The sequence below is a fragment of the Mesorhizobium sp. B4-1-3 genome, from assembly GCF_006439355.1.
GTDB lineage: Bacteria > Pseudomonadota > Alphaproteobacteria > Rhizobiales > Rhizobiaceae > Mesorhizobium.
Map to the genome: position 1 here is coordinate 16,041 of NZ_VFTG01000036.1, position 24,560 is coordinate 40,600.

General features: G+C 63.9%; 22 protein-coding genes. 9 read left to right on the forward strand and 13 right to left on the reverse strand.

What is annotated here, in order from left to right; genetic code table 11:
* Window positions 1-2: 2 nt before the first annotated feature.
* Genes FJW06_RS27580 through FJW06_RS27610 form a run of 7 tightly spaced genes read right to left on the reverse strand, consistent with a single transcriptional unit; the run spans window position 3 to window position 6,914 of the window.
* Window positions 3-815, reverse strand: a complete 813-nt coding sequence (locus FJW06_RS27580) for an SDR family oxidoreductase (RefSeq protein ID WP_140756481.1) — start codon at window positions 813-815, stop codon at window positions 3-5.
* Window positions 812-1,813 carry a sugar phosphate isomerase/epimerase family protein gene (locus tag FJW06_RS27585; protein WP_140756483.1) on the reverse strand — a complete coding sequence of 334 codons (1,002 nt, stop codon included), beginning with the start codon at window positions 1,811-1,813 and terminating at the stop codon, window positions 812-814. The genes FJW06_RS27580 and FJW06_RS27585 overlap by 4 nt, the downstream gene beginning before the upstream one ends.
* Before the next feature lie 40 nt (window positions 1,814-1,853).
* Window positions 1,854-2,621 (reverse strand): SDR family NAD(P)-dependent oxidoreductase, encoded by a 768-nt coding sequence (locus tag FJW06_RS27590; RefSeq protein ID WP_140756485.1) that lies wholly within the window; start codon window positions 2,619-2,621, stop codon window positions 1,854-1,856.
* A 27-nt stretch (window positions 2,622-2,648) separates the two neighbouring features.
* Entirely contained in the window at window positions 2,649-3,770 is a 1,122-nt protein-coding gene (locus FJW06_RS27595; protein ID WP_140756487.1) for an ABC transporter ATP-binding protein, read from the reverse strand.
* Window positions 3,767-4,663, reverse strand: coding sequence for a carbohydrate ABC transporter permease (locus FJW06_RS27600; RefSeq protein WP_140756489.1), 897 nt, complete (start codon window positions 4,661-4,663; stop codon window positions 3,767-3,769). The genes FJW06_RS27595 and FJW06_RS27600 overlap by 4 nt, the downstream gene beginning before the upstream one ends.
* Window positions 4,656-5,591: a sugar ABC transporter permease gene (locus FJW06_RS27605; RefSeq protein WP_140756491.1), complete on the reverse strand. Its 936-nt coding sequence runs from the start codon at window positions 5,589-5,591 to the stop codon at window positions 4,656-4,658. The genes FJW06_RS27600 and FJW06_RS27605 overlap by 8 nt, the downstream gene beginning before the upstream one ends.
* 57 nt (window positions 5,592-5,648) lie before the next feature.
* Window positions 5,649-6,914 carry an ABC transporter substrate-binding protein gene (locus FJW06_RS27610; protein ID WP_140756493.1) on the reverse strand — a complete coding sequence of 422 codons (1,266 nt, stop codon included), beginning with the start codon at window positions 6,912-6,914 and terminating at the stop codon, window positions 5,649-5,651.
* 134 nt (window positions 6,915-7,048) lie between these two features.
* Between FJW06_RS27610 and FJW06_RS27615 the strand changes: the two genes are divergently transcribed.
* Window positions 7,049-8,245, forward strand: a complete 1,197-nt coding sequence (locus FJW06_RS27615; protein ID WP_140756495.1) for an ROK family transcriptional regulator — start codon at window positions 7,049-7,051, stop codon at window positions 8,243-8,245.
* Window positions 8,246-8,266: 21 nt separating this feature from the next.
* On the opposite strand, the gene FJW06_RS27620 is transcribed toward FJW06_RS27615, so the two are convergent.
* Window positions 8,267-9,055 carry a 3-hydroxybutyrate dehydrogenase gene (locus FJW06_RS27620; RefSeq protein ID WP_140756497.1) on the reverse strand — a complete coding sequence of 263 codons (789 nt, stop codon included), beginning with the start codon at window positions 9,053-9,055 and terminating at the stop codon, window positions 8,267-8,269.
* A 252-nt stretch (window positions 9,056-9,307) separates the two neighbouring features.
* On the opposite strand from FJW06_RS27620, the gene FJW06_RS27625 reads away from it, so the two are divergent.
* The 3 genes from FJW06_RS27625 (at window position 9,308) to FJW06_RS27635 (ending at window position 12,262) form a co-directional block, all read left to right on the forward strand.
* Window positions 9,308-10,096: an acetoacetate decarboxylase gene (locus tag FJW06_RS27625; RefSeq protein WP_140756499.1), complete on the forward strand. Its 789-nt coding sequence runs from the start codon at window positions 9,308-9,310 to the stop codon at window positions 10,094-10,096.
* Window positions 10,089-11,249 carry a patatin-like phospholipase family protein gene (locus tag FJW06_RS27630; RefSeq protein ID WP_140756500.1) on the forward strand — a complete coding sequence of 387 codons (1,161 nt, stop codon included), beginning with the start codon at window positions 10,089-10,091 and terminating at the stop codon, window positions 11,247-11,249. Before FJW06_RS27625 ends, FJW06_RS27630 begins: the two co-directional genes overlap by 8 nt.
* A 170-nt stretch (window positions 11,250-11,419) precedes the next feature.
* The gene (locus FJW06_RS27635) at window positions 11,420-12,262 is read left to right on the forward strand and encodes an MFS transporter (RefSeq protein ID WP_140756501.1); all 843 of its coding nucleotides are present in this window, start codon (window positions 11,420-11,422) and stop codon (window positions 12,260-12,262) included.
* A gap of 47 nt (window positions 12,263-12,309) precedes the next feature.
* Here FJW06_RS27635 and FJW06_RS27640 read toward each other — a convergent pair whose 3' ends face one another.
* The gene (locus FJW06_RS27640) at window positions 12,310-13,920 is read right to left on the reverse strand and encodes an inorganic phosphate transporter (protein ID WP_140756502.1); all 1,611 of its coding nucleotides are present in this window, start codon (window positions 13,918-13,920) and stop codon (window positions 12,310-12,312) included.
* Window positions 13,921-14,047: 127 nt separating this feature from the next.
* The gene (locus tag FJW06_RS27645; protein WP_140756504.1) at window positions 14,048-14,581 is read right to left on the reverse strand and encodes a TetR family transcriptional regulator; all 534 of its coding nucleotides are present in this window, start codon (window positions 14,579-14,581) and stop codon (window positions 14,048-14,050) included.
* 146 nt (window positions 14,582-14,727) lie between these two features.
* Here FJW06_RS27645 and FJW06_RS27650 point away from each other — a divergent pair, with 146 nt between their 5' ends.
* Window positions 14,728-16,038 (forward strand): efflux RND transporter periplasmic adaptor subunit, encoded by a 1,311-nt coding sequence (locus FJW06_RS27650; RefSeq protein ID WP_246674882.1) that lies wholly within the window; start codon window positions 14,728-14,730, stop codon window positions 16,036-16,038.
* Window positions 16,035-19,118, forward strand: coding sequence for an efflux RND transporter permease subunit (locus tag FJW06_RS27655; protein ID WP_140756506.1), 3,084 nt, complete (start codon window positions 16,035-16,037; stop codon window positions 19,116-19,118). Before FJW06_RS27650 ends, FJW06_RS27655 begins: the two co-directional genes overlap by 4 nt.
* A gap of 176 nt (window positions 19,119-19,294) precedes the next feature.
* Here the strand turns inward: FJW06_RS27655 and FJW06_RS27660 are convergent, their stop codons facing one another.
* Together FJW06_RS27660 and FJW06_RS30315 are read right to left on the reverse strand one after the other, a co-directional pair.
* Window positions 19,295-19,750: a L,D-transpeptidase gene (locus FJW06_RS27660; protein WP_140756508.1), complete on the reverse strand. Its 456-nt coding sequence runs from the start codon at window positions 19,748-19,750 to the stop codon at window positions 19,295-19,297.
* Window positions 19,751-19,802: 52 nt separating this feature from the next.
* Complete coding sequence (locus tag FJW06_RS30315; RefSeq protein WP_210239000.1) at window positions 19,803-20,240, reverse strand: hypothetical protein; 438 nt, start codon at window positions 20,238-20,240, stop codon at window positions 19,803-19,805.
* Window positions 20,241-20,460: 220 nt separating this feature from the next.
* Between FJW06_RS30315 and FJW06_RS30320 the strand changes: the two genes are divergently transcribed.
* Entirely contained in the window at window positions 20,461-20,625 is a 165-nt protein-coding gene (locus FJW06_RS30320; RefSeq protein ID WP_181178622.1) for a hypothetical protein, read from the forward strand.
* An 86-nt stretch (window positions 20,626-20,711) separates the two neighbouring features.
* Here the strand turns inward: FJW06_RS30320 and FJW06_RS27670 are convergent, their stop codons facing one another.
* Window positions 20,712-21,413 carry a response regulator transcription factor gene (locus tag FJW06_RS27670; protein WP_140756510.1) on the reverse strand — a complete coding sequence of 234 codons (702 nt, stop codon included), beginning with the start codon at window positions 21,411-21,413 and terminating at the stop codon, window positions 20,712-20,714.
* A gap of 93 nt (window positions 21,414-21,506) precedes the next feature.
* Between FJW06_RS27670 and FJW06_RS27675 the strand changes: the two genes are divergently transcribed.
* Both FJW06_RS27675 and FJW06_RS27680 read left to right on the forward strand, forming a co-directional pair.
* Window positions 21,507-22,235, forward strand: coding sequence for a response regulator transcription factor (locus FJW06_RS27675; protein WP_181178623.1), 729 nt, complete (start codon window positions 21,507-21,509; stop codon window positions 22,233-22,235).
* A 134-nt stretch (window positions 22,236-22,369) separates the two neighbouring features.
* Entirely contained in the window at window positions 22,370-24,478 is a 2,109-nt protein-coding gene (locus FJW06_RS27680) for a hybrid sensor histidine kinase/response regulator (protein ID WP_181178625.1), read from the forward strand.
* Window positions 24,479-24,560: the final 82 nt, after the last annotated feature.

Here is a 24,560-nt window from a genome sequence, read left to right on the forward strand (position 1 = left end):
CGTCACCCCGGAAAAATCGTGAAGCCGCCGTCGACGCGGATCACCTGGCCGTTGATGAAGCGGGCGCGCGATCCGGCGAGGAAGGCGACAGCCTCGGCAACCTCTTCAGGCTCGGCATAGCGGTTGAGCGAGCGCTTCGACGAATCCATCCTGGCCGGATCGACGACGCGCGTCGCTTGGAACCGGGCGGTTTTCGTCGCCCCCGGGCTGACTGCATTGACCCGCACGCCCTCGTCGATCAGCTCCTTGGCAAGGCAACGGGTATAGTGGACGACAGCGGCCTTGAGCGTGGAATAGACGACCTCCGGCGAGCAGCCGAGGTGAGCGGCCGCCGAGGCGATATTGATCACCGAACCTGACCCTCGCTTCACCATCGGCGGCACGAAGGCCTGGCAAACCAGCATGGTCCCGACCAGGTTGTTTTCGGTGAGCACCTTTATGTCCTCGTAATCGATATCGAGGGCATTGTTGTGGTTGGGCTTGGTTCCCTTGGCGCCGATGTCCCCACCTGCGCAGTTGACGAGCACATGAACATCGCCGAGTTCCGCCTCGATCTTGCGCTTCATCTCGGCTACGGCGGCACGGTCGCCGATATTGCCGGTGACCGCGGTCACCCGGGTGCCGTGTCGTCCCAGGTGCCTTGCCGATTCACCGAGGTCTGCGAACTCGCCATACTTCGCCGGTTGGGTCCAGTCCAGGTCGTGGATTGCTACGTCCGCCCCGAGTTCCGCCAGCCGGTCGGCCATGACGTGGCCGAGGCCGCGTCCGGAACCGGTGACGAAGGCGGTGAGGCCGCTGAGTTCGCGAGTTGTCATGAGGGGTTCTCCAAGGTCATGAGGCCGAGCTCCTTCATGTTGGCAGCGCTGCGCCGGATCATGTCGAGCTCGTAGGAAACCAGGGCGCCGTCGTCGCCGCGCTCCCAGGGAGTGCGGAAATCGGCATCGCCGGCCAGGCGATTCTCTTGCGCGGCCGCAAGGCAGCCGGCGAATTCGCGGGCGGTTTTCGGCGGATAGCCGTTCCACCAGTCGTCGAGAAGAAAGCGAACATGGCGCGCCTCGAGCGCACCCGGCTCGAGCACCGCGGTGAGTTCGTCGTGGAAGTCGCCGAGCAGGGCCGCGAGAGCGCGGAAGGGCACGGCGCCGTCGCCGATGGCGCAGCGCACGAGCCGGTATCCTTCGCCCGTGAACTGGACGCGGTAGTCCTTCAGGTGGACATGCCGCACATAAGGCGCGACGCGGCGGGTGAAGTCGAGCGGCGCCTCGGCAACGGGAAACGTATTGCCGGTGTCGAACGTGATGCCGACCCCTCGCCCGCCGGTCTCGCAGAACGCCACCAGCTCGGCGCTGCCGAAATCCTGATGGTTCTCGATCGCGAGCACACGGCCTTCGGCTTCGGCCCGCGGCCCCCATTGCCGAAGTGCTGACCTGATCGAGGCGTTGAGCTCGTCCCATTTCTCGCCCCAGGCATTGCGGTCACCGCACAGAACCGGTGTCAGGCCGAGCCGGATGGTCTTCGCGCCGAGGAAGCGGGCGGAACGGAACGCGCTCTCCAGCGGCCCCATCATGTTGAGCCCGGCGCTGACGACGGGCGTCATCCCAAGCCCATCGAGCCGTTCCTTCAGCGCGGCTAGTCCGGAATCGGACATTTCCGCCAGCCACGGATCATAGATCTCCAGCGTGCGTGCGCCGAGCTCTTCGGCCAGGGCGATGAAACCTTCGAGCCCCACGCCCTTGGGGTTTGCGCGCTGCGTGCCACGGCCCTGCAGCCCAAGATAATAGGTAAGCCCATAGGGGTTCAAACCAACGCGCAGCATCAGGCCAGCCAATCGAACCAGGGAAGACGGAGAACCTGCATCAGCACAGGCCCGCATCGACGGTGATGGATTGCTTGGTGATCATGCGGCTGTCGTCGGCGGCGAGAAAAAGCGCCGTGCGGGCGATCTCGTCCGCCAGCAGAACCTGCCTGATCAACTGGCGCCCGACCATCTGGTCGACGGACTCCTGCGTTGTGTACCAAAGACGGCGCTGCCGCTCGGTGATCACGGCGCCCGGCTCGATGGCGTTGACGCGGATATTGTCGGGCCCGAAGGCGCGGGCCAACGACCGCGTCATGCCGATGATCGCGGCCTTGGCTGTGGCGTAGGCGGTCATCTGGTCGGCGCCGAAGCGCCAGGAGGTCGAGGAAAGGTTGATGATGGAGCCAAAGCCCAGCGACTTCATCTGCGGATGGACGGCCTGGGCGGCGAAGAACTGATGCTTCAGATTGACGTTCTGGGCATGATCCCAGTAGTCCGGCGTCACGTCGGCGACTGCGTGCCGGTCATCATTGGCGGCGTTGTTCACCAGGACAGCAACCGGCCCGGCCTTTTCCCGCACATTCTCGATCGCTGCGCGCAGGGCCGCGATGTCGGTCACATCGCAGGGCAGGAACAGAGGCGCGTGGCGCGTAGCGCCCGCAAGCTCCGCCTTCAGTTTTCGGCCGACCGCTTCCTGAATGTCGAGAAAGGCCACGCGCGCCGCGTTGGCAGAGAAGGCGCGAACCATTTCGGCGCCGATGCCGGAGGCTCCTCCGGTGATCAGCACGACACGATCCGCGAGGCTTGGATAGGTGGCGAATGTCAAAGGTTGAGCTTTCTAGGGGCTGAGCTTTCAAAGAAGGGATTGGGTCGTCGGGTCGAAGAGGCAAGCCCGCGCCATGTCGATGCCGAGGGTCATTGTCTCGCCCGTGCCTGGCGCACTGTCCGGGTCGAAACGGCCGGTGACTTCGAGATCGCCGAAGCGAAGCACCGCCAACGTCTCGGCACCCGTGGGCTCGACCAGTTCGACCGGTGCCTTCACCGTCGCAATGGCGCGCTTGCGGTGCTTCAAGTCGTCCGAAAAGCGGTAGATATGTTCCGGCCGCACGCCAAGCACGACGTTCCTCGGCGCGCCGGCCGGCACCGGCTGGGCAAGTTCCAACGCTGCCGTGCCGCCATCCACGGTCCGAATCGTAACGCAGGGCCGGCCCGCCCCGTCGCCGAGCTCGGCGGGAATGAAATTCATCGTCGGCGAGCCCATGAAGCCCGCGACGAACATATTGGCGGGGCGGCTGTAGATCATCTGGGCGGCGTCGAACTGCTGCACCGACCCCTGATGCATGACGGCAATGCGCGAAGCGAGCGTCATCGCCTCCACCTGGTCGTGGGTGACATAGACCGTGGTCTTGCCGACACGGTTGTGCAGCTTCTTGATCTCGGTGCGCATGTCGACGCGCAGCTTGGCATCGAGGTTGGAAAGCGGCTCGTCGAACAGGAAAAGCTTCGGGTCCCGCACCAGCGCCCGACCCATGGCGACCCGCTGGCGTTGGCCGCCGGAGAGTTGCCCGGGCTTGCGGCCAAGCAGCGCCTCGATCTGCAGCAGCGCCGCGACGTGCTTGACGGCTTCGGCCTGATGGGCCTTCGGCACGCCGCGGCTCTCCATGCCGAAGGTGATGTTCTGGCGCACGGTCATGGTCGGGTAGAGCGCATAGGACTGGAACACCATGGCGATGTCGCGGTCCTTTGGCGGCACGGAATTGACGAGCCGGTTGCCGATGCGGATTTCGCCCGACGTCACGCTTTCAAGTCCGGCGATCATGGCAAGCAGGGTGGACTTGCCGCAACCGGAAGGTCCGACGAGAGCGATGAACTCTCCCGGCTGCGCTTCGAGGTTGATGCCCTTCAAGACGTCCACGGCGCCGTAGCTCTTGTGGAGATTGCGAATGGTCAGGGCGGATAGGGATTGGCTCGTCATTTGATTGCGCCCTGCGTCAGGCCGCGAACGAAGTATTTGCCCCCAAAGAGATAGATCAGGAGTGGCGGCAGCGCCCCGATCAGCACGGCGGCGCTCATCACGTCGTAGCTGCGGGCGGTCGTGCCGCTCGCCGTCAGTGCGACGAGCGCGGCTGTGATCGGCTGCGCCTGGCCGGACGTGAAGACTACGCCGAACAGATACTCGTTCCAGATGCCGGTGAACTGCCAGATGACGGTCACGATCAGGATGGGCGGCGACAGCGGCATTATGATCTTCCAGAAGATCCGCCAGAAACCGGCGCCGTCGATGCGCGCCGCTTTGATCAGGTCGTCGGGGATGCCGACATAGTAGTTGCGGCAGAACAGGGTGGTGAAGGAAATTCCCTGGACGACATGCACCAGGATCAGGCCGTAGGTCGAGTTGGTCAGGCCGAGCTTTCCAAGAACGAATGCCCAGGGCATCAACGCGATCTGCCCCGGCATGAAGACACCGAGCAGCATCAGGGTGAACAGGACCTCCGAGCCCTTGAAGCGCCATTTGGACAGCACGTAGCCGTTCACGGCGCCGAGCAGCGTGGAAATGATCGTCGCCGGAATGGTCATCCACAGCGAGTTCAGGAAGTTCCGTTGCATCCCCTGGCAGGTGCCCGCGATGCAATAGGTGCTCCAGGCCTGCGCCCATGCCTCCAGCCGGAAGGTCTTTGGTAGCGAGATAAGTCCGTTACGCGCGATCTCCGCCTGCTCGCGGAAGGAATTGAAGACGACCACGAGCAGCGGGATCAGATAGATTGCGGCGAAGACCGTGAGCAGGCCATAGATCGCGAACCGGCTCCAGAAGTGCCTGCGGCTCGCAGCAGCCGCTTCCAGGTCGATGGCGAGGGCCAGTTCAGCCATTTCCCGCCTCCGCCCGGCGGCGCCACACCACCCACAACGAATAGGGCACCAGCACCACGGCAAGCGCGGCCAGCATCATGACCGCTGCGGCCGCGCCCTCCCCGATCTCACCACGCTGGAACATCAGATCGTAGACGTAGATGGCTGGGAACGTGGTCGAGATGCCCGGCCCACCGCGGGTCAGGGCGGCGACGAGGTCGAACGTCTTGATGGCGAACTGGATCTGGATGACGGCGACCGCAAGGAAAATCGGCGCGATGGTTGGCAGAATGACCTTCCTGTAGGTGCGCACGACCGATGCGCCGTCGATCTGCGCCGCCTTCACCAGATCCGGATCGACCGAGCGCAGGCCAGCCAGAAAGAGCGCCATGGCGAAACCGGAAGACTGCCAGACGCCGGTGATGATCACCGCGTAGATCGCGTGGTTGCGATCGCTGGTGAGCGCGAAGCTGAAGTCGCTCCAGCCTAGCCCGCGCACCAGCGCCTGGATGCCGTCGGCCGGATTGTAGAGCCAGCTCCAGACGGTGCCGGTGACGATGAAGGAAACCGCCAGCGGGTAGAGGAAGATCGTCCGCCATACCGCCTCGCCGCGCACGCGCTGGTCGATCAGGATGGCCAGCAGCAGCCCGACCGCCATCGAGCCCACGATATAGAAGCCGCTGAAGAGGAAAAGGTTGGTGTAGGCGATGTTCCAGCGCCGGTTGGACCAGAGCGATACGTAGTTGTCGAGGCCCGCAAAGCCGTAGCTCGGCAAAAGTGTCGAGTCTGACAGCGACAGATAGAGCGTCCAGCCCGTGAACACGAAGACATAGATGAAGCTCGCCGCGAGCGAAGGGGCGAGCACGAGGATGGGCACGATCGATCCCAGACGATCCCGCCACGAGCGGGCGGGCACGGCTATCGGAACGGAAAGGTCGTGGATGGACATTGGGCTTCCTGCCGGCCGTGCGCGCCGGCGCGATGTCGCGCCGGCGCTCTCCGCACGTCATTCCTGCGCTTCGGCGGCGTCGGCCATGGCGTTGGCCGCATCCTTGGCGGACATGTCCGGCGTCGCGACGAATTCTGTGATCGTGTCCATCATGGCGCCGCGGACCTTTTGCGGGACGGTCATGTTGTGGGCCATTGAGCGGACCAGCGTGCCCGCCTCGATCGAGGCCTGCAGGTCCTTCTGGGACTTCTGCTGGCAGGGATTGAAGCCCTTCGACAGATCGACGTCGAGGCGCGCCGGGATCGAGCCCTTGGCCTGGTTGAAGACGGTCTGGAACTCCGGCGACAGGATGGTGCTGGCGAGCAGCTTCTGGCCCTCCACATAGTCGGGATCCTTCTGCTGGAAGAACACGACGGAATCGGAGTTCAGGATGAAGCCGGGCTTGCCCCAGTCGGTCGGCGCCTGGGCGCAGACATAGTCCGTTCCCTCCTTGAAGCCGGCGGCGGTAAGCAGGCCGATCGTCCAGTCGCCCATGATGTGGAACGCCGCCTCGCCGCGGCCGACCAGAGCCGACATCGAATCCCAGTCGCGGCCGTTCATGCCGGGGTCCATATACTTGGACGTCATGATGCGGAATTGCTCGAAGGCCTTGACCATGCCGTCGCTGCGCATGGCGTCTACATTGCCTTCGACGAAGGCCTTGCGATAGAGGTCGAGGTCCTGGCCGTAGACGACGACTTCAAAGACGGTGGAATCGGTCCAGTCGGCGGTCGAGTGCGAGATGCAGATCTTGCCGGTAGCCACGATCTTGTCGCAGGCTGCGTTGAATTCCGCCCAGGTCTTGGGAATTTCGGTCACGCCGGCTGCCTGCATGACCTTCGGCGATGCCCATATCCAGTTGATGCGGTGGATGTTCATCGGCGCCGCCACCCACTTGCCGCTCGGTTTCATCACCGGCAGCAATTCTGGCGCCACCACCTTCTCCCAATTCTCCGCCTCCGCGAGATCATCCAGATCGGCAGTCATGCCGGTCTTGTTCCATTCAGCGATCTCCGGACCCTTGAGCTGAACCGCCGGCGGAGCATTGCCTGCGATCACGTCGGCGCGCAGTTTGGCGAGCGTGTTGGCGGTATGGCCGGCGATCGAGGTCTGCTGCCATTTGCCGCCCTTCGCCTCGAACATCTCGCCAAGCTTGGCGATGGCCTGCGCATCCGATCCGGTCGCCCATTGATGGAGCAGATTTGTCTTCGGCTCGGCGAGTGCTGCGTTGGCAAGAAAGGCAAATGCCGCCGTAGCGACGAGGGTCGCCCTCAGATATCTCATCGTCTCACTCCCATTTGATTTCAGCACGGTTCATCACGACCGTTTCGCCGAGGCCGCCCACGTACCGCAGAAGGCCTCTAGTTTTTTCTAGAATGATCAAATAAGATCGACAGTCAAGGAGTTTTAAGACGAAAATGACCAAAAGCCTGCTCAGATCGCTACTGGACGGTCAACCTCCGGGCACGCCTGAAAGTCTGATAGTGCGCTGTCTCAGCCAGCGCGGCGCCATTTCCGCCGCGCAGATCGCCCGGCTCACCGGATTGGCCCGCTCGACCGTCTCCACGGCTTTGACTGGCCTGAAGAAGTCGGGGATCGTGGCGGAACTGGTGGCGGTTGACGAAGCGGCCAAAAGCGTCGGCCGGCCGCCGGCGACGCTGACGCTCAATCCTGAAGCCGGCACCTGCGTTGGCGTTCATCTTAGTCTCGACGAGATTCGGGTCGCTGTAGCCGACGTCTCGCATTCATTCATTTCTGAAAAAATTATCCCCCTCGGCCTGGATTATCCTCCGGACCGGGCGGCAAAGCTCACCAAGGCGGCGATCGCACAATGCTACGAGGAGAACAGCCTGTCTGCGTCCGGCCTCCTGGGTGTCGGGGTTTCTGTGTCGGGACCAGTCAGCCCCGAAGGCTTCGTCCAGCGGGCCAGCATCGTTCCCACTTGGGCTGGCGTCAACATCCGACATGTCTTTGGGCCGGTGCTGGAGCAGCCGATCTTCGCAGCAAATGAAAGCAACTGCGCCGCCATTGCCGAGATGATGTGGGGCGCCGCCGTCGGTTACGAGGACTTTGTCCTGTTCAAGATCGACCTCGGGGTCGGCGGCGCGATCGTCCAGCACGGACGCGTCGTAACCGGAATTGCCGGCGGTGCGGGCGAATTCGGTCACATGAGCATCGATCCATCCGGCGACCTTTGCCGCTGCGGCAATCGAGGCTGCCTGGAACTCTACGCCAGCTTCAACCAGCCGTTGGAGCAGATCGCGCGCGTGACGGGCCGGCGCGTGACGATGGACGACGTGATCCGCATGGCCGAACAGGGCGATGTCGGAGCATTGCGCATGATCGAGGATACGGCAGAAATGGCAGGCCGCGGCCTGGGCATGATCGGATCCGTTCTGAACCCGCCCCTCATCATCATCGGAGGACGCATGGCGCTCGCCGGCGACATCCTGCTTACGCCACTCATTGCAGCCTATGAACGGCACACCCTAATCAAGGCGCGGGATGTCGCCCCCGACAGGCGCACGCGAATAATCATCGGCAAGCACACCGAGAACGACTCGTTGCTCGGAGCCGTCGGCCTCGTCCTGAGCCATTACGGGCGACTTCAATAGCCATGGGGACCAGAGGCGCCCCTACTGCGCCGTCCAGCCGCCATCCATCGGCAGGGTCGTGCCGGTCATCTGCTTGGCGGCATCCGAGCACAGGAAGAGCGTCAGCGCGGCAAGCTCCTCGACGGTGACGAACTCCTTGGTCGGCTGCGCCGCGAGCAGCACGTCGTGCTTGACCTGTTCCTCGGTCATGCCACGCGCCTTCATCGTGTCGGGAATCTGCTTTTCGACCAGAGGCGTCCAGACATAGCCGGGCGCGATCGCGTTCACGGTGATGCCGTCCTGCGCGACTTCCAGCGCCACCGTCTTGGTCAGGCCGGCAATGCCGTGCTTGGCCGAGACATAGGCCGATTTGAACGGCGAGGCGACCAGCGCATGGGCGGAAGCCGTGTTGATGATGCGGCCCCATTTGCGGCTCTTCATGCCAGGCACCGCCGCCTTGATGGCGTAGAATGCGGCGAGAAGGTTGATGCGGATAATGGCTTCCCATTTGTCGTCGGGAAATTCCTCGATCGGCGCGACATGCTGAATGCCGGCATTGTTGACCAGGATGTCGAGGCTGCCGAACGCCTGCTCGGCCTCGTGGACCATGGCGGTGACGGCGGCGCCGTCCATCATGTTGGCGCCCGAATAGCGGCATTTGACGCCGAAATCCTTTTCGATGCCGGCCCGCTCCTGCTCGATCGCCGCGGCGTCGCCCAGGCCGTTGATGGTGACGTTGGCGCCCTCGGCGGCGAAGGCGCGGGCGATTGCAAGGCCGATGCCGCTGGTCGAGCCGGTGACGAGCGCATTCTTCGAAGACAGGGAACCCATGGGAGATCTCGCGACAGGAAGAGGACAGGAGGAAAGAGTATGAAGGCAGACAACCCGGAAGGCACACGATTTGTGCGCCGCAGCATCACAATGCCACACCCATATGTCGGCGCTGTTACAGCTTCGCGACGGCATTGCCGGCTTTGCAGCAGCGCCGCCTTGGCATTGACACGGCACTGTCATGCTGCCGTGCAACATGTTTGCCAGCGCATTCGCGCGGGGTCATTTCAAACCTGTTTTGGGGCACCAGCCATGGAAATCGCCGACGTCGTGAAGCGCGCCTACGCCATGCCGCTCACCAACCCGTCCTTCCCGCCCGGCCCTTATCGTTTCTTCGACCGCGAATACATCATCATCACCTACCGCACGACGCGCGAGGCGCTGGAGGCGATCGTGCCGGCGCCGCTCGAGATCGACGAGCCTTTGGTCAAGTATGAGTTCATCCGCATGCCGGACTCGACCGGCTTCGGCGATTACACCGAGACCGGCCAGGTCATTCCGGTGCGCTACAAGGGCCAGCACGGCGGCTATGTGCATTCGATGTATCTCGACGACGACGCGCCGATCGCCGGCGGCCGCGAGCTCTGGGGTTTCCCGAAGAAGCTCGCCAGCCCCAAGATCGTGCATGAGGGCGAGGTGGTGGTCGGCACTCTCCATTATGGCAGCGTTCTGTGCGCCACCGGCACCATGGGCTACAAGCATCGCGAGGCCGATCACGACCAGGTGCTGGCCTCGCTCGCCGCGCCCAATTTCCTGATCAAGATCATCCCGCATGTCGACGGCAGCCCGCGCATCTGCGAGCTGGTCCGTTACTATCTCACCGACGTCACGCTGAAGGAGGCCTGGACGGCGCCGGCCGCGCTCGACCTGCGCCCGCATGTCATGGCCGATGTCGCCAAGCTGCCTGTGCTCGACATCGTCTCGGCCGTTCACTTCACCGCCGACCTGACGCTCGGCCTCGGCGAGGTCGTGCATGATTATCTCGCCGACCACGCCCGATCGGCTGCCGGCGCGAAGGAGCTGGAGAAAGCCGGTGCTTGAGCGTAACCGCAGCAAGGCGACTGCCGCTACCATCGCGGAAATCACCGCGCAGTACGACCGCATCGCCCTGGTCTTCCAGGGCGGCGGCGCGCTCGGCGCCTATCAAGCGGGAGTCTATCAGGCGCTTGCCGACGCCGGCTGCGAGCCGACCTGGCTGTCGGGCGTCTCGATCGGCGCCATCAACGCTTCGATCATCGCCGGCAACGAGCCGAGCCGCCGTCTGCAACGGCTGGAGCAATTCTGGCAGACCATCTCGGGCCGCAAGATCTGGGCCTATACGCCCGAAGGCGACATCTATCGCGATATCCGCAACCAGACCTCGTCCTTCATGACCATGACCATGGGCCAGCCCGGCTTCTTCAAGCCGCGCAGCCCCAACCCCTGGTTCCAGCTCTCGGGCGCGGAAGGCGCCACCAGCTTCTACGACACCGCCGAGCTCAAGGACACGCTGGAAAGCCTGATCGACTTCGACGTGCTGAACGACGGCAAGAAGCGGTTGAGCGTTGGCGCGGTCAATGTCCGGACCGGCAATTTCGTCTATTTCGACACCGACAAGGTGCGCATCGGGCCGGAGCACATCATGGCGAGCGGCGCGCTGCCGCCGGCCTTTCCCTCGATCCGCATCGAGGGCGAGTATTACTGGGACGGCGGGATCGTTTCCAACACGCCGCTGCAATATCTGCTCGACCAGGAAGAGGACCGCTCCTCGCTGGTGTTCCAGGTCGATCTGTTCAGCGCCCGTGGCGTGCTGCCGCGCGGCATGGCCGACGTCCTGTCGCGCCATAAGGACATCATGTATTCCAGCCGCACGCGCCAGAACACCGACAACTTCCAGCGCATCCATGCACTCAAGATGAAGCTGCTCGACGCGCTTAAGCGCGTGCCGCCGGAGCAGCTCAAGGATGGCGAGAAGGAATTGATGGCCGACTATTCCGACGCCGGCGTGGTCAACATCGTGCACCTGATCTATCAGCACAAAGGCTATGAAGGCCACGCCAAGGACTACGAGTTCTCCGGCACCTCGATGCGCGAGCACTGGGAGATGGGCTTGGAAGACACCGAACGCACGCTGCGTCACAAGAAGTGGCTGATGCTGCCCGAGAACGCCGATGGCGTCACCATCCACGACCTGCACCGCGAAGACCCGACCTGATATTGGGGAGCAATCCCGGGAAAAAGCCACAGCGGTCGCTCGCTTGAAGCCCATATAACTGTGAAGCTCTGCTTCATAGGCCATCAACATTGTCGCGGATAGCCGCTCGCGGCGAGCGGACTTACATCTGAGCGCCAGCAAAATGCGCTGGGCTCAATGGAGTGCCGCCGGTGACCGCCGAAGCTGTTTCCCCTGCCGTCCCATTGCGTGATGCCTGGCGAGGCCTGCTGTGGTTCGTGCCGCTCACAACGCTGTGGCTACTTTTGATCTATCGTTGGCCGGCGATCCCGGACAGCGGCGTTCCGACCACATTCCACCAGCTCGCGGCCCACGGGCTAATCGCTCTGGGACTGTGGCTCGGCCTCGAACATACGAGCCTGACACCGGGCCAACGCCGCGCGACTTGGTTGGCGATCATGATCACGGATACGCTGTGGTTCGCCGTCGCTTGGAGCGCCGCGATCAATGGCAGCTTCCACCCGGACGCCACATCTTTACCGACGTTGCCGTTGGCCATATTCCTGCCGGTGATCATTGGTGCGCCGCTGTTGCTGCTCTCCAGGCGGATCGGGCAGGTGCTCGATGCGACGCCGGCGAGCTGGCTCGTCGCGCTTCAGCTCTACCGGGTATTCGGCAGTTGGGCGCTCGCGGCGTGGCTGCACGGCGCGCTGCCCGCCGTGTTCGCAGTGCCCGCGGGCATCGGCGACGTGCTGACAGGGTTGTTCGCGTTGCCGGCGGCCATCGCGGTGGCGACCAGCACCGCCGGAGGCCGGAGGTCAGCAACCCTCTGGAACATTCTCGGCCTTGCCGATTTCGCTGTCGCGAGCACCATGGGTATAATCACCTCGCCCGGCCCGTGGCAATTGATCGTTCCGGATGTGCTGAGCGTCGGCGCTGGGAATTATCCGGGTGTGCTGACCCCTGCTTTCGTGGTGCCAAGCTCAATACTGCTGCACGTTTTATCGCTGCGCCAGCTACGCCGCCTTAGCAGGGCGGACGTTGAGCGGCGGTAGAAGGAACGGCGCCGCCAGCGGCGCCGTTTCCCTGAGGGCCTTCCGGCTCAGAAAACCTGGCGCAGGATCACGAACAGCACGAAGGCCAGCGCGATCGAGCAGGGCAGCGTGAGTACCCAGGCCAGCAGAAGGTTGCGCACGGTCGACCACTGCAGGCCGGAGCCATTGGCCGCCATAGTGCCGGCAACGCCGGACGACAGCACGTGCGTCGTCGACACCGGCAAGCCGAAACGGTCGGCCATGCCGATCGTCACCATCGCGACCAGCTCGGCGGCGGCGCCCTGGCCATAGGTCAGGTGGCTCTTGCCGATCTTCTCGCCGACGGTGACGACGATGCGCTTCCAGCCGACCATGGTGCCGAGGCCGAGCGCCAGCGCCACGGCGATCTTCACCCACAGCGGGATGAACTTCGTCGCGTTGTCGACCGCCTTATGGTAGTCGGTCACCGACTTCAGATCGGCGTCCTGCATCGGCAACAGCTTCTTCTTGTCGATCAGCTTCAGCGCTTCGCCGATCAGGTAGATGTCGTTACGCGCGTTGCTGACCAGGTCGGTCGGCACGTTGTCGACGGAAGCGTAGGGCTGCAGCCCGGCAGTCGTGTTGTGGATATAGGTCTGCAGCGCAACGGTCGTCTGATCGTTCCATGTCTTGCTGCGCACGGCCTCCTGCACGGTTGCCTTTGCGGCATTGGCATCGGCAACGGTGACGCCGGACTTGGCATATTTGCCCAGCGCCGTCTCGACGCTGGCGGAGGCCGACTTGTAGGCTTCAAGATAGTTGATGTCGGGCGTGCGGTTGAGCGCATAGGCGGTCGGCACGACGCCGATCAGGATCAGCATGATCAGGCCCATGCCCTTCTGACCGTCATTGGAGCCGTGCGCGAAGCTGACGCCGGTGCAGGTGAAGATCAGCAGCGCGCGAATCCACCATGGCGGCGGCGCGTTGCCCTTCGGCGCCTCGTAGAGCGCCGGATTGCGCACCAGGAGCTTCATGGCATAGAGCAGGATGGCCGCGGCGAAGAAACCGACGATCGGCGAGACCAGCAAGGTGGTGCCGACATTGGTCGCCTGCCCCCAGTCGACGCCGCTGGTGGCGCTTCCGGCCGGGGCCATGAACTGGTTGGCGAGGCCAACGCCGATGATCGAGCCGACCATCGTGTGCGAGCTCGAGGCCGGCAGGCCGAGAAACCAGGTGCCGAGGTTCCACAGGATAGCGGCGACCAGAAGCGCGAACACCATGGCGAAGCCGGACGACGAGCCGACCTGCAGGATGAGCTCGACCGGCAGCAGCGACAGGATGCCGAACGCCACCGCGCCGCTCGAGGTCAGCACGCCGAGGAAATTGAAGACGCCCGACCACATGACGGCGAATTCGGCCGGCAGCGAGCGCGTGTAGATGACGGTCGCCACCGCGTTGGCGGTGTCGTGGAAGCCGTTGACGAACTCGAAGCCAAGCGCAATCAGGAGCGCGATGCCCAGCAGGATCCACGGCACCGTCTTGGCGATGGCCAGATCCTGGCTGAGCGCATAGCCGACATAGATGATGCCGACGAGCACCAGCACGCCGAAAGCCGGCAGGAACCATTTGGCCCCGCCCGATTGTTCTAGGGGATGATCCGGTCTCGGGATCCCCGCCTCACTGGAAACTACGTCCACCATTGTCCCACTCCATTTGCATTGCAGCAAAGAACCGGGAAGGACGCTATGTCGCTAGGATGAAGCTGGTGTGACGCCCTTAACCGTTTGGTCACCACCAACCGTTTGGTCACTACCAACTGTTTGGTCACTATCCGGCTATCTTCAGGAGCGAGGACACCAGCAGCTTGCGCTCGTCTTCGGAAAGCACGTCTGAATCGAACAGGTTCATGCTGCGCATCCCCTCGATGGCGAGAAAGCAGACCAGCAACGAGCCGAGGTCCTCCGTCTCCCCCTTCAGCCGTTCGAACAGCTGGTGCTTGAAGGCTTTTATCGGCGTCAGAAAATCGGGATCCTCCGCGATTGCCGAGAACATCCAGGACGCCGACGGTTTCGGCCGCTCGCAGTCGTCGGCCGACAGCTTGATGTAGGCCGAGAGCACGCTTTCGCGGCTGGCCTCGGCGGCGCGTGCCTCCAGCGCCTTCCGGAAATCGCTGAGATAGTTTTCGACCAGCCCCTGCATAAGCTTGGCCTTGGTCGGGAAATTGTAGAGCAGCCCGCCTTTCGACACGCCGGCGCGGCTGGCGACCGCCTCGAGCGACAGGCTTCCCGGACCTGCCTCGCGCGCAACGTCGGCGGCGGCGGCAAGTATCTTTTCGCGTGAGTTCGCCCTGGGTACTCTCATCGCGCGTCCCCCTACATTAGCCTAGGCGGAATTGACAAGACCGTCCAGCCGGTACAGTAAAGCGCGCCATTTGAAATCGGGACCCGTCGTCGATATGTGTCCCGGCATCGATTGATTTGCCGGTTGCCGGCTGAGGGGACCCATCCGTGAAGCGCTTTTTCATCATCGCCGGATTCTTGCTGCTGCTCGCCTTGGTGTGCGTCGGCATCGTTGGCTTCAACTTCATGCGCGACGCCGGCATCAAGCAGTATTTCGCCACCATGAAGCCGCCGGCCGCAACGGTTTCGACAGTGACCGTCAAACCGGCTGATTGGACGCCCGGCATCGAGGCGATCGGTACCGTCAATGCCGTGCGCGGTGTCGACCTTACTGTCGAAACCAGCGGCATCGTCAAGGACATCCTCTTCCACGCCAACCAGAAAGTAGCCGCCGACGCGGTGCTCCTGCAACTGGACGACGCGGTCGAGAAGGCTGATCTGGTGGCGCAGAAAGCGCAAGCCGCCTCGGACCAGGCGGCACTGACCCGCGCGATCGAACTGCAGCGGCGCGGCGTCGGCACCGACGCGACGCTCGACGCCGCGCGCGCCGCGGCGGATGCCTCGGCCGCGCAGGTCAACAAGCTGCAGGCGGTGCTCGACCAGAAGCAATTGTCCGCGCCCTTCGGCGGCACGGTCGGTATTCCGAAGATCGATATCGGCCAGTATCTGGCCCCCGGCAACTCCGTCGTGACGATCCAGGACCTCGACACGATGCGGGTCGACTTCACGGTTCCCGAACAGCAACTGCCGCTGCTCAAGATCGGCCAGACCATCAAGCTTGGCGGCAGTCTCGCCGACATGTCCTTTGCCGGCTCCATTCGCGGCATCGATCCCAAGATCGACCCCGCCAGCCGACTGGTCTCGGTCCGCGGCGAGGTCGCCAATCCGGAAGGCAAGCTGACGCCCGGCCAGTTCGTCCAGATCCGTGTCGAGCTGCCGCAGGAGAACAACGTCATCTCCGTGCCGCAGACGGCGGTGACGACCAGCCTCTATGGCGACTATGTCTTCGTCGTCCAGCCGGCAAAGCCCGCCCAGGGTGCCGTCGCCGCGCCGGCAAAACCGGATGAGCAGAAGGCCGGCGCCGACAAGGCGGCCGGCGATGCCGCCAAGCCGCAGGCCGACGCTTCCAGGCCTGCCGCCGACAATGCGGCAAAACCGGCTGACGCGAAGCCTGCCGACAAGGCGGCGGCTGGCGACGCCGCCAAGCCGACGGAGGGCGCGCAGCAGCCGCTCACCATCTCGCAGGTCTTCGTGAAGCTCGGCCGCCGCAACGACGGCATGGTCGAGATCGTCGAGGGCCTGAAGGATGGCGACCAGGTCGTCACCGCCGGCCAGAACCGGCTTTTCAACGGCATGTCGGTTGCCGTCGACAACACTATCGACCCCAGCAAATCGGCGAACAAGCAGGTTCAGCAATGAGCTTTTCCGACCTCTTCATCCGTCGGCCGGTGCTCTCGACGGTGCTGGCATGCATGATCCTGCTTCTGGGCTTCCAGGGCATTTTCGGTCTGTCGATCCGCCAGTATCCGAAGGTTGACGAGACGGCGATCACCATCACCACGGCCTATCCGGGCGCCAGCGCCGACCTGATCCAGGGCTTCATATCGGCGCCGATCGCGCGCGCCGTCGCCTCGACCGAAAACATCGACTACGTCACCTCGTCCAGCCGTCCGTCCTCGAGCACGGTGACGGTGCAGATGAAGCTCGGCTCCAATCCGGACGTCGCGCTCGCCGAAGTGTTGTCCAAGGTCCAGGGCGTGCGCGGCACCCTGCCGCAAGCCACCAAGGACCCGGTGATCGTCAAGGGCACCGGGCAGCAGTTCGCGATGATGTACATCTCGATGCAGAACCCGAACATGTCGAAGGAGCAGCTCACCGAATATATCGAGCGCGTCATCCGGCCTCGCATCTCGACCGTGGAAGGTGTCGCCGACGTCCAGATCTTCGGCGCCCAGGAATATTCCATGCGCATCTGGATCGACCCGATCCGGCTTGCCGCGCGCGGCGCCACGGCGGTAGATGTGCTGACCGCGATCAACAACTCCAATTTCCTGTCGGCGCCTGGCAACACCGAGAACGAATACGTGGTCTCCTCGATCACGGTGCATTCGACCCTGCAGACGCCCGAGGCCTTCGCCCAGCTCCCGATCCGCTCGACGAACGGCGAGGTTGTTCGGCTGCGCGATGTCGCGCGTGTCGAGCTCGGCGCGAAGAACACCGACACCAGGGTGAGCTTCAACGGCAAGCCCGGCACCTTCCTCGCCATTTTCCCGACCCCGGCGGCGAACCCGCTGACGACGGCGGCGGCGCTGACCAAGCTTGTCCCGCAGATCCAGGACACGCTGCCGAAAGGCATGACGATCGCGATCGTCTACGACGCCACCGGCCAGATCAGCGCCTCGATCGAGGAGGTGTTCAAGACCATCGGCGAAGCGGTCGCCATCGTCATCGTGGTGATCCTTCTCTTCCTCGGCTCGTTCCGCTCGGTGATGATGCCGATCGTCACCATCCCGCTGTCGCTGATCGGCGTCTGCTTCCTTTTGTTTGCGGTCGGCTACTCGATCAACCTTCTGTCGCTGCTGGCCATGGTGCTGGCAATCGGCCTTGTCGTCGACGACGCCATCGTGGTGGTGGAGAACATCCATCGGCATATGGAGGAAGACGGCATGTCGCCGATGCAGGCGGCCTTCAACGGCATGCGCGAGATCGCGACCGCCATCGTCGCCATGACCCTGACGCTGGCCGCCGTTTTCGCGCCGCTCGCCTTCACCGGCGGCCTGACCGGCGCGCTGTTCCGCGAATTCGCAGTCACCCTGGCGGGTTCCGTCGTGCTGTCGGGCCTTATCGCCATTACCATCACGCCGATGATGTCGGCGCGGTTGCTGAAGCCGGGCCAGCACGGCCGCTTCCAGCGTATCGTCGACGGCACGTTCACCCGCGTCGAGCATGTCTATGAGCGAGCGGTCACCGCCTCGCTTAGGAACCGGCCGGTGACGCTGATCATCGTCATCGCGCTGGTCGCCCTTACCGGCTTCATGTTCACCAAGACCTCGACCGAGCTGGCGCCCGAGGAAGATCAGGGCTTCCTGCTGTCGCTGGTGACCGCGCCGCGCTATGCGACGTCGGATTACACCGAGACCTACGTCAACCAGATCCTGGGGCTCGTGAAGGACATCCCGGAGACCCGGGCGCAGTTCTCTGCCGTTGCCTTCGGCGGCGCCACCAACAGCGCCTTCGTCGGTTTCGCCTTCAAGGATTGGGCGGACCGCAAGCGCAATTCGAAGGAACTGCAGGCCGACATCACCGCACGGCTCGCCAAGGTCGCCGGCGTTCAGGCCTTCGTCTTCGCGCCGCCGACGCTGCCCGGTTCCGGCGGCGGCCTGCCGATTTCCATGGTCGTTCGCTCCACCGGCGACCCCTCGGAAGTCTTCGAACAGGCGGAGAAGATCAAGAACAAGGCGCAGGCCTCGGGCCGCTTCATCGTCGTGCAGAACTCGATGGCCTACGATGCGCCGCAAGTAACCGTCACCATCGACCGTGAGCGCGCGGCGGCGTTGAACCTGCCGATTGCCGATATCGGCAACACGTTGACGCTGCTGGTCGGCGGCGCCGAGGTGGCGCAGTTCGATCGAGATTCCAACAGCTACGACATCATCCCGCAGGTGCCGCAGGAGTTCCGCGACAATCCCGAGAAGCTCGGCGAGTATTTCGTTCGCAGCGTCGACGGCAAGATGGTGCCGCTGTCGGCGGTCGTGAAGATTTCGACCAACGCCTCGCCGGCGGCCATCGAGCAGTTCAACCAGCTGAACTCCTCGACGATCTCGGCCTTGCCGCTGCCCGGCGTGACCACCGGGGACGGCCTGAAGGTGCTGGAGGATCTCGCCAGGGAGACCCTTCCCGACACCTTCTTCGTCGACTATTCCGGCCAGTCGCGGCAGGAGAAGGAGCAGGGCAACACCATCCTGATCGCCTTCGCCGCGGCCGTCGTCGTCATCTACCTGGTGCTGGCGGCCCAGTTCGAGAGCTTCCGCGACCCGCTGATCATCATGATGGCGGTGCCGCTGTCGATCTTCGGCGCGATCGTGCCGCTCAACATCGGGCTGGGGACGCTCAACATCTACACTCAGGTCGGCCTGATCACGCTGATCGGGCTGATCACCAAGCACGGTATTCTGCTGGTGGAATTCGCCAACCAGCAGCGGGAGATCCACGGCATGCGCCGCCGCGACGCCATCATCGCTTCGGCCAAGGTGCGCCTGCGGCCCATCCTGATGACCACGGCGGCCATGGCGCTCGGCGTCGTGCCGCTGATCGTCTCGAGCGGCGCGGGCGCGGCCGCGCGCTATTCGATGGGCCTGGTCATCTTCACCGGCATCCTGGTCGGCACGATGTTCACGCTCTTCGTCGTGCCGATGTTCTACACCTTCATCGCCAGCAAGGACCTGCCGCATCTCGCCGAGAAGCCTGATCCGAAGCTGATGCCGGCGCTGCCGAGCTGAGAAGGCGACGAACCGAAAGCAAAAGAGGCCGGAAATTTCCGGCCTCTTTTTTGGCGGTTGCCTCGCGGCTTCGGCGCTGAGCAATTCCAGGAAAAGTTAATAACGGTTTCCGTCAGGAATTGCGTCTCACAACCACGCGGAAGGCGGCAACCGGCCAGCTACTTTATCCCGGCGTGTCACTTCACGATGAGGATGCTGGTGTTGCCGGGGCCGAACGCCTCGACCAACTGATAGAAATCGGCCGCCGCATCCGGATGCAGCCGTACGCAACCATGCGAGGCGGGACGGCCGAGACGGCTGATGGCGTAGGTGGCGTGGACGGCGTAGCCGCCGCTGAAGAACACCGAATGCGGCATCGGCGCGTTGTCGTATTTTTTCGAATACCACATCTCATGCATGCGAGTCGGCTTGAACGAGCCGGTCGGGGTGATGTGTCCCCTGGCCCCGGTCGACACCTTCCATGTGTAGGTCGGGCGGCCATCGACCGTGACCTCCATGATCTGCTGCGACAGCGAAACCTTGGCGACGATCTGGTTGGCATGGGCGGCGGTGCCGGCGCCGAACAGCAGCGCCGCGCCGGTGAGCGCGGCGGCGGTGATATTGATGAGCTTGGCGGAAATAGCGGTGTGCATGACGATCCCTCTGTTTTTTTGCCGGTCGCGCCGGCTTCAATTCGATGGGCTCTTATCGGTTTGTCCGTTTCAGACTTATTTCGCTTGATGTTCGTTTATGTTTCGAATTTGTTTCCATAAATCGACGATAAAGCCGGCTGAACAGCGTCACGCGCTCTTTTCGGGATAAAGCGGCCAGATGCCGTACAATGAGCTTGGGCCGGAAACGAAAGTTCATTTCGCCCATATATGAAAGAAGAAAAGCCGGTTTCGAAACCAATCTGCAACAAAGTGCAGCCACGGCGGCATGATCTGGATACAGGCCGGCGGCAGATTTGACGCAACGGGAACAGACATCTGCAAACGAAAACGGGCAGGCAAATCGAAACTCCGCTCCTGGCCTCGGGATCAGCGTCGCGGCGATCGTGCTCGGCGGCCCCGGCTCGGCAGCCGGCAACCCGGCGGGGACGCTCTCGGCGATGAATACCGGCGAGGGTTCGACGCTGCACATGATTCTGTTCATCGCCACGGTCTGGATTGTTTCCAGACTGCGCGTCCACCGGCTGAAGGCCCTCTGGCGGGTCGGCCGTCGGCTGATGAGGACGCGCGGCCCCTCCGGCTACTTGCTGCCGAGAGGACCGAAGGCCCGCGCCGCAGCGGGGGGCTCCGTCAGCGGCGCGGGCGCTTCGGGAGTTTCCTGAAGCACTGACGATCGAGATTAGGGATAGGATATGAAGACGAACCTTGCCGCCTCGGTGCTTTCCGCGCTTCTCTACGCGCAGGGCCTGCTCGGCTTCGCCGCGCTGGCGACGGTGTTGCTGAAGGAGCGCACCCCGGTGGAGATGACCGTCAGCGCCAACGTTCCAACCGGACCCTCGATCGTCGTGGTGCGCTGAGCGCCGGACATTGGACCATAATAACCATCGCCCAAATGATCACCGCTTTCGGGAATCCGATGCTCGACGGCCCCGCCGACCTGAACTCACTCGTTGCGCGAGAGCGGCGGATCGAAACGATAGCCGGCGCCGCGGATGGTGGTGATGGTCTCGGTGTCGAGCTTGCGGCGCAGCCGCACGATCCGCGAATCGATCGAACGGTCGAAAGCGTCGGCATTCTCGGCGGGTGCCGCGGCAATGATGTCGTCGCGCGTCAGCACCTTGCGCGGGCTGGCCAGGAACAGCTTGAGCAGCGCCACCTGGCCGGGAGAAAGCAGCTCCTCGGTGCCCGAGCGATGCATCACCATGGCCGACCGCAGATCGACGGTGGCGTTTTCCAGCACGATCAGTTCCCCTGCCGCCCGGCCGCGTCTCATCAGCAGGCCGCCGATGCGCGCGGCAAGCTCGCGCACGTTGAGTGGGCTTTCGATGACGTCGGCAGCACCGAGCTCGAGCGCCAGCACCTTGTCGACAAGGTCGCGTGGCCGGCAGATCAGGATGAAATCGGGGCCGCCTTCGCCGCCCCCGCCCTGGCTGCTGTAACGCCTGAGCAGTTCGCGCCCCTCGGCCTGGGTGACCTCGTCGCCGACCACCACGACATCAATGCCGCCGGCCGAAAGCAGCGTCTCAGCCTCCCAGGGCTGACGCGCCTGGCGCACGTCGTGCCCGCGCCGCTTGAGATGGTCGGCGAGATCGCCGGCCACCACCTCGGCGACGGACACAAGCGCAATGACGGATCGTGCGACCATTTTCTCCACCCCGCCACAGACAACTCGAGATGAGTGCTGGACATCACGTTTATACCCAATCTACTTTCCGCTGAAAGCGGGAGCGAGCGCGTCGTGAAGGCACGCATCATCGTCGTCGAGGACGAACCGGATCTGAGGGAGGCCGTGGCCGAGTATCTCGGCGCCAGCGGCTACGACGTCGTGACGGCAGAGAATGCCGTTGCGGCACGCGCGCTGTTCGAAGCGCAGCCCTTTCACCTGGCCATCCTAGACATCGCCATGCCCGGCGAGGACGGGCTGTCGCTCGGCCGTTGGCTGCGCTCCAAGACCCAGATCGGCATCATCTACGCCACCGCTGCCGGCACCGCGCTCGACCGCATCGTCGGGCTGGAGCTCGGCGCCGACGATTACATCGTCAAGCCCTACGAATTGCGCGAGGTGCTGGCGCGGGTACGCAGCGTTTTGCGGCGCGTGCCACAACCGGCCGAGCTGCAGGCGCAGAAGGCCGAAACCGGCAATCGCCGTTTCATGAATTTCGGCGGTTTCCAGGCCGATTTCGACGGCCGCCTGGTCACCGCCGCCAACGGCGCGGTGATCGAGATGGCCAAGAGCGAGTTCGACGTGCTCGAGGTTTTCCTCACCCGCGCCAACCGGCTTCTGACGCGAGCAGCGATCTCGGAAGCGATCGGCTTCGTCGAGGACCCGGAATCCTCGCGCGCGGTCGACATCCGCATCATGCGGTTGCGAAAGAAGATCGAGGCCGACCCCGCAAATCCGAAATTCCTGCGCACGGTGCGCGGCGAAGGCTACATCTTCTCGCTGCCGAGTGGCGACGCCAATTAGAAATGGCGTGAAACGGCCAGGCTCGGCGCCTTGGCCGTAGCCTTCCGTCCGGAATTGCGTCAAAACAAAAGGATAGAGCGGTTCCCGTGAAACGGAGGGACGCTCTGAACGACCGGTCCCCGCCAGGAATGACCATGACTGCTGATGCAGCACGCACCGATATGCATGGCTCGCGTCCCGGCGGCGCCGCCATGGCCGCTGTCCATGTCGTGCGCCGCCTGCGCGAGGCAGGCGACTGGCAGCGCGAGATGGACGACATATTGGGGACGGTGTGCCGCAAGATGGATTGTCAGCGCGGCATCCTCTTCCGCCTGCGTGAATTGCCGGGCCAAGGCTTTGCCCAGTCCGTCGCCGCCTATTGGATTGACCCCGACTTCGGCGGCGAGCTGGCCTCGCCCACCGTGATCGTGCAGTCGATCATCAACTCGGATTCCTTGCTGGAGCGGCTGCAGGAAGATGAGCGGCAAGGCAAGATCTTCTCCGGCCACACGCGCGACCTCGAGGGCTTCCTGCGGGCCGACTTCGAGAAGCAGAGCATCAAGTCGTTCCTGTCCGTCTCTGTTTTCGCGCATGGCCACCTTTGGGGCACGCTGGCCGTCAACGACTGCGTCGCCGAGCGCGAATGGACGGATGAGGAAGAGGCGGCGCTGCACATTATCGCCTTGGCCATCGGCGACGCCATCGAGCGCTCGCCATCCGAGGCGCACGCCAGCGAGGTGATCCGCCGCACCATGCTGCAGGCCTCGCTGGACGCCATCATCGTCATCGACGAGACGGGTTCGATCATCGAGTTCAATCCCGCCGCCGAGAAGATGTTCGGCTTCGAGCGCAGCGCCATCCTCGGCAAGGACCTGCTCGATACCATCGTTCCGGTGTACTACCGCAAGGGCTATGCCTCGGGCGCCGAATACATGGCCGGTCGCGGCGCGCCGATGGTCGGCCAGCGGCTGGAGACGGTCACCCAGAACGCCGCGGGCGAGATTTTCCCGATCGAGCTGACCGCGACCGAGATGCGCGTCGCCGACCGCAGCCTGATCTTCGGCTCGATCCGCGACCTGCGAGAAAAGCTGCAGGCCGAGGAGGAGATCAACCGACAGCGCGAGAAGCTGCACCAGAACGAGAAGATGGCGGCGATGGGCTCGCTGCTTGCCGGCGTCTCGCATGAGCTCAACAACCCGCTGGCGGTGGTGGTGGCGCAGTCGACGTTGCTGCATGAGTTCGCCGGAGACCCGCAGACCAAGGTGCGCGCCGAGAAGGTGCGCGCCGCCGCCGAGCGATGCGGCCGCATCGTCAAGAGCTTCCTGTCGATGGTGCGGCTGCACCCGACCGAACAGGCCGAGACGGATCTCAACCAGGTGATGCGCTCGGCGCTCGAAGTCACCGCCTATGGCGCACGCTCCAGCGGCATCATCATCGACACCGACTTTGCCGACGGGCCGCTGCTTGCGATGGCCGACGCCGACCATATCACGCAGGTGGTGGCCAACTTCCTCATCAACAGCCAGCATGCGCTGGCCGGCGTCGCCGGCGAGCGGCGCATCAAGGTGCGGACCTTCCGCAACGAGCACGGCAACCCTGGCTTCTCCGTCGAGGACAACGGCCCGGGCATTCCGGAAGCAATCCGCGCGCGCATCTTCGAGTCCTATTTCACCACCAAGCCGGTCGGTGTCGGCACCGGCATCGGCCTGTCGATCTCGAAATCGATCGTCGAGCGCCATCACGGCAGCATCCGGTTCGAGGAAGTGCAACCGAATGGCGCGCGCTTCGTCGTGCAATTGCCGGCGATCGCGGTCGGCGGCGCCAAGCCCGGCGAAGGCCCCACGCGTTCGAGCGGGCTGCGCCGTGCGCTGGTGATCGACGACGAGCCGGACGTCGCCGCCTCCTTGTCCGACATACTCGAGCTGATGGGCGTGAAGTCGCGCGTCGTGGCAAGCTGGACATCGGCGGCCGACGTGTTGAACGGTCACATGCCGCCGGACATCGTCTTTTCCGATCTGCGCATGCCGGGCATCAGCGGCATTGCGATCTACCGCGAGTTGCTCGCGCAACAGCCGCCGCTCGCCAAGCGCTTCGTGCTGGTGACCGGCGACATGATCGGCGCCAAAGCCGAGATCGAAGCACTGCCGCCGCAGCAGCGCCCGCATATACTGGAAAAACCTTTCTCGACGCTCGACGTCCGCAGCATCCTCTCGGCCATCGCCGACGAAGCCGCCGCCACAGCCGACAACGGCGCTCACATCTGATCAGACTAGGCTGAATCGACATTCAACGCATCCAGAGCAAAGCTGCGGCGAGTTGTAGGAAGCCGAGGAAGTGGACGGCTCG